This is a genomic window from Micromonospora sp. GCM10011542 (assembly GCF_042650685.1).
GTDB lineage: Bacteria > Actinomycetota > Actinomycetes > Mycobacteriales > Micromonosporaceae > Micromonospora.
Window position 1 is genome coordinate 207722 of sequence record NZ_JBHSBO010000040.1, and the last position, 12805, is coordinate 220526.

The 12805-nt window shown below is 71.7% G+C and carries 12 protein-coding genes; 4 read left to right on the forward strand and 8 right to left on the reverse strand.

The window, feature by feature from the left end; genetic code table 11:
• Position 1: 1 nt before the first annotated feature.
• Genes ACFOW4_RS14425 through ACFOW4_RS14435 form a run of 3 tightly spaced genes read left to right on the forward strand, consistent with a single transcriptional unit; the run spans position 2 to position 3422 of the window.
• The gene (locus ACFOW4_RS14425; protein ID WP_377527824.1) at positions 2-802 is read left to right on the forward strand and encodes a c-type cytochrome; all 801 of its coding nucleotides are present in this window, start codon (positions 2-4) and stop codon (positions 800-802) included.
• Positions 799-1662 carry a ubiquinol-cytochrome c reductase iron-sulfur subunit gene (locus ACFOW4_RS14430; RefSeq protein WP_377527826.1) on the forward strand — a complete coding sequence of 288 codons (864 nt, stop codon included), beginning with the start codon at positions 799-801 and terminating at the stop codon, positions 1660-1662. Before ACFOW4_RS14425 ends, ACFOW4_RS14430 begins: the two co-directional genes overlap by 4 nt.
• Entirely contained in the window at positions 1659-3422 is a 1764-nt protein-coding gene (locus ACFOW4_RS14435; RefSeq protein ID WP_377527827.1) for a cytochrome bc complex cytochrome b subunit, read from the forward strand. Before ACFOW4_RS14430 ends, ACFOW4_RS14435 begins: the two co-directional genes overlap by 4 nt.
• A gap of 104 nt (positions 3423-3526) precedes the next feature.
• Here the strand turns inward: ACFOW4_RS14435 and ACFOW4_RS14440 are convergent, their stop codons facing one another.
• Positions 3527-4189: a DUF305 domain-containing protein gene (locus ACFOW4_RS14440; protein ID WP_377528174.1), complete on the reverse strand. Its 663-nt coding sequence runs from the start codon at positions 4187-4189 to the stop codon at positions 3527-3529.
• Between the two features lie 317 nt (positions 4190-4506).
• Here ACFOW4_RS14440 and ACFOW4_RS14445 point away from each other — a divergent pair, with 317 nt between their 5' ends.
• Positions 4507-6276, forward strand: a complete 1770-nt coding sequence (locus tag ACFOW4_RS14445) for an LVIVD repeat-containing protein (protein WP_377527829.1) — start codon at positions 4507-4509, stop codon at positions 6274-6276.
• A gap of 135 nt (positions 6277-6411) precedes the next feature.
• Here ACFOW4_RS14445 and ACFOW4_RS14450 read toward each other — a convergent pair whose 3' ends face one another.
• From ACFOW4_RS14450 to ACFOW4_RS14480, 7 genes are all read right to left on the reverse strand, one after another.
• A complete protein-coding gene (locus ACFOW4_RS14450) occupies positions 6412-6918 on the reverse strand; it encodes a hypothetical protein (RefSeq protein ID WP_377527830.1) in 507 nt (168 codons plus the stop codon).
• A 32-nt stretch (positions 6919-6950) separates the two neighbouring features.
• Positions 6951-7457, reverse strand: coding sequence for a hypothetical protein (locus ACFOW4_RS14455; protein ID WP_377527832.1), 507 nt, complete (start codon positions 7455-7457; stop codon positions 6951-6953).
• Between the two features lie 89 nt (positions 7458-7546).
• A complete protein-coding gene (locus ACFOW4_RS14460; protein ID WP_377527833.1) occupies positions 7547-8026 on the reverse strand; it encodes a DUF4190 domain-containing protein in 480 nt (159 codons plus the stop codon).
• Entirely contained in the window at positions 8023-8451 is a 429-nt protein-coding gene (locus ACFOW4_RS14465; protein ID WP_377527835.1) for a hypothetical protein, read from the reverse strand. Before ACFOW4_RS14465 ends, ACFOW4_RS14460 begins: the two co-directional genes overlap by 4 nt.
• Positions 8448-10886 (reverse strand): AAA family ATPase, encoded by a 2439-nt coding sequence (locus ACFOW4_RS14470; RefSeq protein ID WP_377527836.1) that lies wholly within the window; start codon positions 10884-10886, stop codon positions 8448-8450. The genes ACFOW4_RS14465 and ACFOW4_RS14470 overlap by 4 nt, the downstream gene beginning before the upstream one ends.
• A 133-nt stretch (positions 10887-11019) precedes the next feature.
• On the reverse strand, positions 11020-11832 hold the full coding sequence (locus tag ACFOW4_RS14475; RefSeq protein WP_377527838.1) for a hypothetical protein: 813 nt from the start codon (positions 11830-11832) through the stop codon (positions 11020-11022).
• Positions 11833-11865: 33 nt separating this feature from the next.
• Positions 11866-12624, reverse strand: a complete 759-nt coding sequence (locus tag ACFOW4_RS14480; RefSeq protein WP_377527839.1) for a hypothetical protein — start codon at positions 12622-12624, stop codon at positions 11866-11868.
• Positions 12625-12805 lie beyond the last annotated feature (181 nt).

Genomic DNA, 12805 nt, shown 5'->3' on the forward strand with positions numbered 1-12805 from the left:
GATGCGGCACTCACGAGCCGCGGCCCGGCGGCTCACCCTGCATCCCCGCCGGATGCTCGCGGTCGCAGCCGTGCTGGTGCTCGCCGCCGGTCCGGTGGCGCTCGCCCCCGAGCCGATCCCCGGGGCGGTGACCCCGGCCGCGTCCGCGCCGTCGTCCGACCCGGCGCACCGGGGCACCGAGCTCTACCTGCAGCAGTGCGCGAGCTGCCACGGTGAGCAGGGGCGGGGCACGCAGCGGGGCCCGTCGCTGATCGGCGTCGGCCCCGCCTCGGTCGACTTCCAGGTCTCCACCGGACGGATGCCGCTGTCGCGGGAGGAGCAGCAGGCCCGGCGCGGGGAACCGGTGTTCTCGGCCGACGATGTCGCGGCACTGGTGGGCCACGTTGGCAGCTTCGGCGGGGGTGGTCCGCAGATACCCCGGGTCGCCCCGGGCAACCTGGCCTCCGGTCAGGAGATCTTCGCCGCCAACTGCGCACCCTGCCATGGGGCCACCGGCGCGGGCGCCGCGCTGATCGACGGCTGGACCGCCCCGCCGCTGTACGACGCCACAGCGACGCAGGTCGCCGAGGCGGTCCGGGTCGGCCCCGGGCTGATGCCGGTCTTCCCCAGCCAGGTGCTCGATGACCAGCAGGTCAACGACCTCACCGCCTACGTGCAGCGGCTCCGCGGCGAGCGGCTGGACCGGGGCGGCAACCCCCTCGGCCGGCTTGGCCCGATGGCCGAGGGACTGGTCGCCTGGGTGGCCGTCCTGGCTCTGCTGGTGGCCGCCGCGCGGTGGCTGGGCAGGAGGGCGGGGGAGTGAGCGCGCGGCGTCCCTCGGCGAGCGAGCGGGCGGCCAGTCGCCGGATCACCGCCGCCTGTCTGGTCAGTGCCGCCGGGGCGGTGGGCTTCGCGGTGACGTACGCGGTGGGCGGTGACACCCGCTGGGAGGGGGTCTGTCTCGCGGTGGCCTTCGCCGGGCTGGCCGTGGGCCTCGCCATCTGGGGTCGGCGGCTCGTGCCGGTCGGCGGGTACGTCGAGGAGCACGAGGGCTTCGCGCCGCCTCCGGCCGAGCAGGCGATGACCGCCGCGGTGCTCGCCGCGCCGGACAGCCCGGTGCGGCGGCGGGGCCTGCTCGCCGCGCTCGGGCTCGCGCTGAGCGCGCTCGGCGCCGCCGCGCTGTTCCCACTGCGCTCCCTGCTGCCCTCCGGACGGGCCAACCCGCTCAAGGCACGCAGAGACACCCCGTGGGGACCCGGCGTGCGGCTGGTCACCGCGGACGGACGACCACTGCGGCCGCAGGACGTGCCCGCCGGCACCGCGGTCGGGATCTTTCCCGAGGGCCACCTCGACACCGGGGACGGCCCCGCCTTCGCGGTCCGCCTTGATCCGGAACGCTTCTCCCGCCCGCCCTCCGGCGGTCACCTGAACGGGCTGGTCGTCTACTCGCTGCTCTGCACGCACGCCGGGTGCCCGGTCCGGATCTACCTCAAGGGCACCGGGCAGCTGCTCTGCCCCTGCCACCAGTCCTCCTTCGACCTGTTGGCGGATGCCCGGCCGGTGGCCGGTCCGGCGGCCCGGGCGCTGCCAGGGCTGCCGATCGACGTCGGATCGGACGGCTTCCTCCGCGCGACCGGTGACTTCACCGCGCCGCCCGGCGCGGGCTCCTGGGACTCGCCATGATCACCGACCGGCTGGCCCGGGCCCTGGACGACCGGCTACGGCTCTCGCCGATCTCCCGCCGGGCGCTGGTGAAGGTCTTTCCCGACCACTGGTCGTTCATGCTCGGCGAGATCGCGCTCTACTCGTTCATCGCGCTGATCCTCACCGGCGTCTACCTGACCTTCTTCTTCGACGCCAGCTCCGCCGACACGGTCTACCGCGGTGCGTACGCCCCGATGGACGGCGCCACCACCTCCGCGGCGTACGCCTCGACGATGCGGCTCAGCTGGGACGTCCGGGCCGGCCTGCTGATCCGGCAGACCCACCACTGGGCCGCGCTGGTCTTCGTCGCGGCCATCGTGCTGCACCTGGCGCGGATCTTCTTCACCGGGGCGTTCCGCAAACCCCGCGAGCTCAACTGGCTGATCGGCGTGACCATGCTGACCCTCGCCCTGGCCAACGGCTTCACCGGCTACTCCCTGCCGGACGACCTGCTCTCCGGGCTGGGCCTGCGGATCATCACCTCGGTGGTGGCGTCGATCCCCCTGGTCGGGGATTGGCTGGTTTCCCTGGCCCTGGGCGGGGAGTTCCCCTCCGACGAGATGATCCCCCGGATGTTCGTCGCCCACGTGCTGCTGGTGCCGGCAATCCTCGTCGCCCTCGTGTCGCTGCACATGGGCATCCTGGTGCGGCAGAAGCACAGCCAGTTCCCCGGACCGGGGCGGACCGAGCACAACGTCGTCGGCTCCCGGCTGTGGCCGAGCTACACCCTGCGCACACTCGCCCTGTTCGCCTGGGTGCTGGCGGTACTGTTCGCCCTCGGCGGCCTGATCCAGATCAACCCGGTCTGGCTGTACGGGCCCTTCGAACCGGCCCAGTCCACCGCGCCGGCCCAGCCCGACTGGTACGTCGCCTGGGGTGATGGGGCCCTGCGGCTGTTCCCGCCGCTGGAGTTCCGCGTCGCCGGACATCTGGTGCCCGCACCGTTCTTCCCCGGCGTGGTGCTCGGCGGGCTGACCTTCCTCGCCCTCTACGCGTGGCCGTTCGTCGAACGGATGTGTACCGGCGATCGCAGGCAGCACCACCTGCTCGACCGGCCCCGCGACCATCCCGTCCGGATGGGCATCGGTGTGGCCGCGCTGACCTTCTACGCGGTACTCACGGTGGCGGCCGGCGATGACATCATCGCCCGCCTGCTGCGGGTGCCGATCTTCGACCTGCTGTCGCTGTTCCAGGTGCTGGCGTTCGTCCTGCCGATCCTGGCCGGGGCGCTCGCCTTCCTGACCGCGCGGGCGCTGCACCGCGGCGGCGCAGCCGGCGTCGGCGAACTCACCCGCGCGGACCTGCGGCGGGGCGCCCACCGCCCGCCTCACCCGTCCAAGGGCGAGGGTGAACCGGAAACACCCGCCCTGGACAAGCCGGGGGAGCGGATCGAGCTGTGGCCGGAGGGCGACCTGTGGCGTTGGCGTTACCGCGACGAGGCCCGGAACCTCGTCATCGGCGGGAACCGGGCCCTGCGCTCGGAGGAGGAAGCGATCTCAGCCTCCCGGCTCGCGTACCCGGGGGTCGACCGGGTGGTGGTGCCCGGACGGCCGCCGGCGCCACCGCCCGGGCCGATCCGCGCCGCCCTGCGCCGTTGGGGCCGGGCGACGGCCATCGGGTCGCTGCTGCTCGCCGCCCTTGTGGAGAAACGGCGCGACCGCCGGGAGCGGGAACGGATGGACGGCCCGACGCCGCCGGAGCCGGCGGACGAGGCGACGCCCAGGGATGGGCGAACATGACACACCTGGTGAGACGCGTGGAAGGAAAGGGCCGATGCAGGCCCCGCCGTCGCCGAGGGCGCGACCGGTGATGTATCAGCGATAAATCGGTGTCGGAGAAGGGGCTACTTCGCGCCGGTGAGTGCCTGCCGCATCCGGTTGATCTCGGCACCCTGCTCGACGACGACGCTGCTGGCTGTCTCGTTGACGATGATGTCGACGCCGAGCGCCAGCACCTCGCCCGCCATGTCGATCGCGCCCTGGTGGTGCTCGACCATCATGTCGACGAACATCCGGTCGAACTCGGCGCCTCGGGCGGCGGTGAGGAGTTCCAGCGCCTCTGCCGTCTGCATGCCGGCCATGCTGTGCTGGTGGCCGCCGCCGGAGTTCCGGTCCAGGCCCCGGTCCGTCAACCAGGTCTCCAGCGTCTTGATCTCCGGTTCCTGGGCCGCCAGGATCCGGTCGGCAATGATCTTGAGTTGCGGGTTCGCTGCCCGCTCCGCCACCAGTCGGGCCATCACGAGCGCCTGCTCGTGGTGCGGAATCATCATTGTGACGAACCGGATGTCGGCGTTGTTGTGCGTCGGGCGCGGCGCGGGCGACTTCTCGTTCGCCCGGACGGTCTTCGCCGGCTCACCGGGCGCCGCGGGCATCAGCACCGGCGCGGTCGCGTCCGGCAGACCGGGCAGGTCGAGAGTTGCCTGGGGGTTGGCCGTCGCCGGCGATTTCGGGGGTCCCTCGGGCCACCAGACGACCACCGCGGTCCCGACGGCCAGCACGGCGAGCACCGCCAACTCGACGAGGAGAATCGCCCGCGAGCGTCTGATAAGCGCTCGGATCCGCACAACTAGCACAACTCGACTCCCGCCATCCGACCGAGGTTGGCCGGGATGTTAGCGCGAACGTGACCTGCACCGGGAAGATCACGGCAGCGAAAAGGTTCTATTGGTCCCACCTGCGGTCATTCGTGCCGCCCCACGCGTACCAGGTTTGCGTAACCGTGATCAGAAGCCCGGCCAATATGTGAGAGCGGTCACAACTTCGCGCCGGACACCGGGTTATCGTCCCGTTACTGTATCGACCGGATGAACGAGGGGTGTCCACAATGTTAAGACGAACTCCACAAGAGAGCCGGAGGCTGGCCATCGGTCTGGCCGCCACGGGCGCCCTTCTCCTCACGGCCGTCGTGGCCGCGGCGCCAGCGAGCGGCGCCACCGATTCGAGCGGTAGCACAGGCATCTGCGAATCGTTCGAGGCCGCCGGCGACAACTTCGCCGAGTACTGCATCGCCGAGGAGGCCGCCAACGACGTGGCCGCGGCGAACACCACTCCGGGCGTCGACGAGATCGCCAGCACCACCAACATCCGGCAGATCGCCAACATCCCCAAGTTCGGCGGGTTCGCCAGCGAGGGGGCGTACAACTCGGACCTGGCCTTCCAGGGCAATTACGTCTTCGCCGGCAACTACGAAGGCTTCAACGTCTTCGACGTCAGCAACCCCAGCTCGCCTCAGGTGGTCAGCCAGGTGGTCTGCTCGGGCTCGCAGGGCGACCCGTCCGTCATGGGCAACCTGCTGTTCCTCGCGGTCGACGCGCCCCGCAGCAACGACTCGTGCAACAGCACGAGCGGCTCCTCCACCCAGCAGAGCTCGTGGGAGGGCGTCCGGATCTTCGACATCAGCGACAAGGCGAATCCGCGGTACGTGAAGTCGGTCCGGACCGACTGCGGTTCACACACCCAGACGCTGGTGCCGAGCAAGGACGGGAAGAGCGTCTACGTCTACGTCCAGTCTTACGGCCCGTCGAGCGGCGCCTTCTACTGCAAGCCGCCGCACGACAAGATCTCGATCATCAAGGTGCCGGTGGACAACCCGGCCGACGCTTCCGTGGTCGCCACCCCGGTTCTCTTCCCGGGAACCAGCGGCGCCGGCTCCACCAGCGGCTGCCACGACATCACCGCCTACCCGGAGCTGGACCTGGCCGCCGGCGCCTGCATGGGTGACGGCGTCCTGTTCGACATCTCCGACCGGGAGAACCCGGTGGTAATCAGCCAGGTCCGGGACACGAACTTCGCGTTCTGGCACTCGGCCACGTTCAACAACGCCGGCACCAAGGTGGTCTTCACCGACGAGCTCGGCGGCGGCAGCAGCGCGATCTGCACCAGCACCTACCGGGCCAACCAGGGCGCGGACGCGATCTACGACATCGTGGGTTCCGGTGCCGACCGTGAGCTGGTCTTCAAGAGCTACTTCAAGATCCCGCGGTTGAACACGACCCTGGAGAACTGCGTCGCGCACAACGGCTCGCTGATCCCCGCCATGGGTCGCGACGTCATGGTCCAGGCCTGGTACCAGGGCGGCATCTCGGTGATTGACTTCACCGACTCGGCCAACCCGGTCGAGATCGCCTACTGGGAGCGGGGCCCGCTCTCCGACACCCGCCGCATCCTCGGTGGGGCGTGGTCGACGTACTACCACAACGGATACATCTACTCCAACGACATCCAGAAGGGCCTGGACGTCCTCAAGCTCGACGACCCGCGAACGAACAACGCCCGGGCGGTCTCCTTCGCCGAGCTGAACGTGCAGACCCAGCCCAGCTACCCGGCCTGCACCACCGTCATGCGCGAGCGGCAGAACGGCGACCTCACCGTCACGTCCGGCATCACCTGCCTGGACGGTGCGACCGTCAACGGCAAGACCAAGGTCGCTCCGGGCGCCGGGCTGATCGCCTTCAACTCGACCCTCAACGGCTCGGTCACCGCGACCGACGCCTCGGTGGTGTCGATCGTGGAGAGCCGTGTGAACGGCTCGGTGCACGCCCTCGGCGGCACCGTGCGGGACAGCAAGGTCAATGGTTCGGTGACGACGAGCTGAAGCACGGCTGGTCAACAGCATGACGGCTCCGGCCCGGCGGATCTCCGCCGGGCCGGAGCCCCGTCTTGAGGGCGACGCCGTCACCACCCCTTACCGGGCGCGGACACGCACTGCTCCGCAGGTGCTCCTGCGGCGCTAGGCGCCAGCCTCGGCGACGGTGTCGACCGCCTCGTCGCCGAGGAGCGCCCGAACCGCCGCCAGGACCTCCTGCGGATCGTTGGCCATCGCCGTACCCGCCTGGGCGAGCAGCGCCGCGCTATCCGCCTGCCGCTGCCGGTCGAGGTCGGCCAGCAACTGGTCCACCTCCGGCACCGACCGCTCCCCGGACAGCGCGCGGGCGGGTGGCCGGAGGTCCATGAGGTGGCAGAGCAGCCGCAACGGCCCATGCCCGTACACCCGGGTGCCGCTCGGCAGGGTGGACCAACCGTAGGTGAGCAGCCGCGCCACGGCGCCGTCGAGCAACGGCGTAACCCGGTGGGCGTTGTCGAACAGGCTGTTCGAGGACGCCTCAGGCAGCCCGAGCCCGGCGACGACCCGGTCGACCTCCTTCGCGGCGTCCTCAGCGACGACGAACACGTAGGGCGAGATGCGGCTGCGGCGAAAGACCTCCGACCAGGCCCGGCGCGGCTTCGAAGATGTCACGCGGGAAGTATCCGAACCCGTGGTCGGGCCCTTCACGCGGGGTGCCCGTCATGATCGGTCCGCAGGCGGGCCACGTCGAGCAGACGACCGAGGTCTTCCCGCGACCGGCCGGTAGCCGTGGCGAGCACTCCGAGAGGATCCGCATCCCCGCGCCCGGCCAGGTCGACAAAGACGGCGAGCAGATCCGACTCGAAGCCATCCGCCGCAGCACCCCGTGCCTGGGCGAGCTCGATGAGGCGTCCCTCGATGTAGCGCCGCACCATCACCTGGTACGCCCCGACGCTCGGCAGGAGGTGAAACTCGGCCACCATGTCGTCGACCTGCCGGCTGATCCGCTGCAGGTCCGCCGACGTGACCCCACGTTCCCGGACCTCGGGCGACACGTCATCGGCGACGCGGATGACCACCTCGTCCGGCCCGATGATGGCGGTGGATTCGACGTCGGTGTGCCACCGCGCCGTGATGACGTAGCCCTCGTCCGGGCGCGACAGCTCAACGGCCCGGCCGGGCGCTGGATGAGGGTGGTTCTCCTGGAACATGCGTGTCTGTCCTTCCGGCACCTCGGGGGCACCTGTTGCCTGGCCGCAGCGGCGGGTGTTCCTCTGCTCAGCCCGGTTTACGGCAGGGATCAGGGAGTCGGCGTCGGGGTGGCCGCGCCCACGATGCTGCCGAAGAAGACCATGACCGTGAAGGCGATCATCGGACCGACGAAGACGTAGCCCAGGACGAGACCGGCGACCGCCATGCCGTGCCCCGACCTCGTGCCGTCCCGGGTCTCCCGCAGGGCGACGTGGCCGAGAATGACCGCCAGGACGCAGGGCAGCCCGAACAGGCACCAGCCGCCGAGCACTCCGAGAATCCCGAGCACCAGCGACGCCGTCGCCATGCCCGACATGAGCGGCGCCTGCACGGCGATCCGCTGCACCGGCGGCCCGTACCCGCCCGGCTGATAGGACACGGCCGAGACCGGCGGGTACGGGCGGGCAACGCCGGACACCGGCGGGTACGGAGCCGGGACGCCGGAGACCGGCGGGGGGTACGGCCCCGGGACGCCGGACACCGGCGGGTACGGGCGGGTGGGGTCGGGTCCGGGCTGCGGGTACGTCATCGTTCGGGGTCCGTTCTTCCGTTGAGCTGGGTGAGCAGGATGCTCACCTCGGTGTGCAGGCGACGCAGCTCGGCGGCGGTCGGCGCCAGCTCGTAGCAGTGGTGGTGGGCGGCGGTCGACAGGGTCGCCCACGTGAAGGCGACGCGGCGGGCGACGCCGCCGCCGGGCCCGAGCCGGCCGCGCAGCATCAGCTGCTTCGCCCGGCCCTGCCGGCACGAGGCAACCGTCGGCTTGACCCGCCGCCAGTAGGCGTCGACGCCGCCCTCGAGCGCGAGCCGGATCAGGCAGGCGCACGCCCGCGGCCACCAGCCGGCGGTCACCGCGGCCGAGCCGAGGGCGCCGGCGCCGCGCAGCAGCTGGTCGGCCGCCGCGAGGCAGCGCTGTGGCGTCGGCGTGGCCGCCCCGGCACGTCCATTGGCGGTCACGGCAGGACCGCCGCGAGGTGGCGGGCATCGGCGACCAGGCCGGGCAGGTCCATCCGGTACGCCCCGTGCACGCCCTCCCGGCACGCCTGGTACGCGTCCACCGCCCGCCGCCCGTGCCGACGACTCAGCTGACCGAGCACGTCACCGCCCCGATCGGCGTCGTCGAACAGCGCCAACGCGACGATGGTGGCCAGCCGCCGCGACGCCGCCTCGATCGCCTTCTCGATGTCGTCATGCGGGACACCTCGGGCGACGCGTACCCGCCAGACCACCCGGTGGCACGCCGCCTCCACCGCCGAGCGGCACAGCTCCGCCACCACCGGCCCGCGCACCTCGGCCGGGATCTCCTCGTTACGCGCCAGCGCGTGCGCGTCGTCCAGGTAGCGGGTCACCGGATCCGAGCCGGCCCGCAGCGTCACCACCGACTGCTCCGCGCGGTGCACCTCGACGATGCGGGCGTCACCGAGGCCGAGCCGGGTGACCGCGTCGGGCAGCCGGGTGTCGTGGGTGAAGACCACCACCTGCCGATCCTCGGCCAACTCGGCGAGCACCCGGGCCAGCCCGTCCACCTTGGCCGGGTCCATGCTCTGCACCGGATCGTCGACCACGATGAACCGGAACGGGCTCTCCGGGGCGCACCCGCGCGGCAGGAACGTCGCCAACCCCAGCGCGTGCATCTCACCCTGGCTCATCACCCCGAGGGCGGTACCGTTGTCGGCGCCGTCCACGCTGACCGGGAACACCACCCGACGACGGGTGTTCGTGCCCTCCAGCGTCATCGCACCCAGCTCGACGTTGCTCTCCTGCCGCAGCTGCGCCCAGATCCGCTGCGAGTGCTCCGCGAACGGCGCCACCCGCTCGTTGCGCAGCTCCACCGCGGTGGTCTTCAACCAGCTCCGCGCCGCCTTCACCCGAGCCAGCGTCGCCTCCCGCTCCGGCAGCCGGTGCGCGGCGTCGACCCAGGCCCGCAGCTCGGCCGCCGCCCACCGCCATCCGGTGTCCCGCTGCCGCAGAAACCCTTCGGCGTACGCCCGCGCGGCCCGCGCCGCCGCCACGACCGCCGGGTACCGCGCGGTGAGGTGCGCCGCCAGGTCCGTCGGATCACCAGGTACGCGCCGCAGCTCGCCCACCGCCGCGCGCAGCGCGTCCAGCGGCACCTCCGCCGCGTCACCCTCCGGCACAGCGACGTCGTCGACCAGGTGGTGCGCCTGCCGCAGCAGCGCGGTCAGCCGGGCGGTGGCCGCCTGCGCGGCGAGACTGCGGTCCCGCAACTGCGCCAGCGACGCGCCGGCAGCCGTCCGCCAGTTGCCGTTCAGGCTGCCCGCGGCGCAGACCGGGCAGGGGACGTCGCCGGCGTCCTCGTGGTGCTCGATGGCCAGACGCAACAGCTCCGCGCTGCGCAGCGCCGCCCGTGAACGGCCCCCGTCGTACCGCTGCGCCTCGGCAGCGGCCTCCACCAGCTGCGCGGCGAGCCGCGTCACCTCCTCCGACGCGGGCAGGGTCAGCTCGACCAACTGCCGGCACAGCAGGAGCGACCCGTCGGCGGTGACCTCGTCCGGCTCGTCGAGGATCGCGGTCAGCGCGGCGAGATCGACCGCGCCACGGCCCTGCAACAGTGCCGTGGCCCGCCGGGCCCGGTCGTCGTCCACCTCGGCCAGGCCGGCGGCGAGGGCGGCGCGCTGCGCGCGTACCTCCTTGATGGCCGCGTCGACGGGCCGGGCGGCGGCCAACAGCCGCTGGTCGGCGTCGGTGATCGCCTCCAGGCCGAGGATCGCGGAGATCGCGTCGAAGAGCTGGCTCTGCGTGCCGGCGGTGAGCCGACCCAGCTCCGCGGCGGTGAGGAACGGCCGGTACAGCTCCAACGGACGCGCCAACCCCAGCTCGGCGAGGCCGCCGTGCCGCCCCCGCTCGCTGGCGACGGTCACCTCCGCGTCGGCCAGTCCCGCGCCGAGCGGCCATGACCGGGTCACCGTCACCGGCTTCGCCACGCCGTCGATCCGCAGCTTCGCCACGATCCAGCACGGATCGGGGTGGTGCAGGTTGCGCCAGCCCGTACGCCAGACGCTGTTGCGGTCGGCCCAGCGGGCGCTGTCGCCGGTCAGCGCCAGCTCCACCGCCTCGGCGAAGCTCGACTTGCCGGAGCCGTTGCGGCCGACGACCAGGGTGATGCCGGGGCCGGGGCCGATCTCGAGAGTGCGCTCGGGGCCGACGCCACGGAAGCCGGCCACGGTGATCGAGGAGAGCCAAATCCGCTCCGGCGGCTCGTCCGCCGCCGGGACCTGCGGCTCCAGCGTGGTCGGCTCGCCGGCGAGTGCCGCGTCCAGGTCGGCCTCGTCGCTGAGTGCAGCGAGGACCACCTCGGCGGTGTCATCGGGTACGCGGTCGACGGCGAGCCGCTCGAAGATCAGCTCGACCAGGGGTTCGGTGCGGTTCATCAGGCGACCTCCGACGGGTGCTGATGCGGAATGGGGGAGGGCGTGCGGGGCCGACGGTTGCGGCTTGTGCCGGCTCGTCGGCGGTGGTGATGCGGCAAGGCTTGAGAAGTTGCTGTCGTTGATAAATCGACGGTCAGACCGGCAGCGCAACATGCCATTCGCGCAGGAACGCCACGACCAGGTCGTGCGCCCGGGGGCGTACGTCGAACGGCTCCTCGACCCGGCGGCGCGCCATGTGCGCCAGGCTGTCGGCCGCCTCGTTCAGGGCGTGGTGCGCGTGTGCCTTGACGTGCGCGAACGTCAGGTCCGGGCGCCCGGCGACCAGCTCGGCGAGCCGGACCAGGGTGGGCTGCCTGCCCCCGTGACGAGGGCGCAGGTCGTAGCGGGCGGGCATCTGCCTGTTCTCGCCGCCCTGCCAGCAGTGCAGGTAGTTCAGGGCCGGAAGGCTGTCTACCAGAACTGTCATGCCGACCGGCGGGGTGTCGTATGCGGTCAACAGGAACTCGACCGCCCGCAGCTCGCTGACCAGCACCCGGGAGGAACCGGTCGGGTCGACACGGCCCGGGCGACGGCTGCGCAGTCCGTAGCGGCCATCGCTGGCGACGTATCCGATGCCGCCGGCGCGCCCCTTCCAGCTGGCGTCGGTCGCGGCGATCAGCGGCGCCGACGCCTCTGCCCAGCGGCGGACCTGGCCGCGTCCCGGCTGGTGTTCCGGCCGGCAGGCGAGGTTGTGCTCGGCGGCGAGTTGCTCGGCGGTGTCGAGCAGTTCCGCCGCCGAGCTGACCTGGTCGTAGTCGGCGGCGGTCAGCGCCACCCGGACGGCGTCGCCGACGGCCTGGCAGGTCTCGCAGTTCCGGGGCTTGACGTAGCCCCGGAGGGCGAGCGCGCGGTCGTACAGGGGAGCGGGAAGCCGGTCCAGGGCGCGGAGAAACTCATCGGGACGCACGACGCCTCCTGACGTCTCGTTTGGGGACTCGCCTCAGCGGGCCGGGCGCCATTCGCCGCAACGCTCGGAGTTGAAGGCGTAGTCGGAGGAGCGGATGGTGACCTGCACACGGCGGGCACCGTTGGTGAAGTAGTTGTCGATGATCTCGCCGGAGCTGTTCTGCCGCGCCCAGTAGCAGCCGTCCACGTCAGTGGCGACGTACGTGCCGGGCTTGATCTCCTTGCCGACCCGGTAGGTCCCGGAGCCGAACAGCCGCCCCTGGGCCTCCAGGTCCGCGTCGGCCTGGCCGCGCTGCACCGCCTGCCGCCACCTCTTCGCGTATGGGTGGGTGGGGCAGAGGGTGAGTGCTCCGTTGATCTCGGGGATCTGCTCGCTGCTGGCGGCGAACCCAGCCTCGGCGTAGACGTCGTCCGGGTCGACCGCGGCGCACATCTCGTACAGCGTCGAGATGTCCTGGTCGTCGTACTTGGAGACCTTGTAGGCCTGCTTCTCAATGGCCGTGACGATGTTCAAGCTGCCGACGAACTCACACGAACTCGGCTTGGCCGCCCAGACCTCCGCGAAGTCCGGCCGGCCGTCCTTGCCGCCATGCACAGCGAAGAGCGAGCCGCTCAACTCGTTGTCGGTCTCACACGTCAGGTTGACCGGCGCCTGCTGCGGGACGTTCTTCGGGTCCTCGGGATAGGTGTCGCTGCTGTCGGGGATGCCGTCGCCGTCCCGGTCGGCGGGAGGCGTCGGGCTCGGCGTCGGGGACGGGCTTGCCGAGGCAGACGGACTGGTCGAAGGCGTCACTGGACTCCCGGCGGCCTTCCGACCGTCCCCACAACCGGTCAGGGTGAGAGCCGTGAGCAGAAGGGTGCCCAAGAGGATCCGGGCCGAACGGCTGACGCGCAGGGCAGGATCGATCGGGCTGGTGGATCGGGTGACCGTCGAAGCGGCCGGGTGATGGTGGTCGGAGCGAGCCATGGAGATC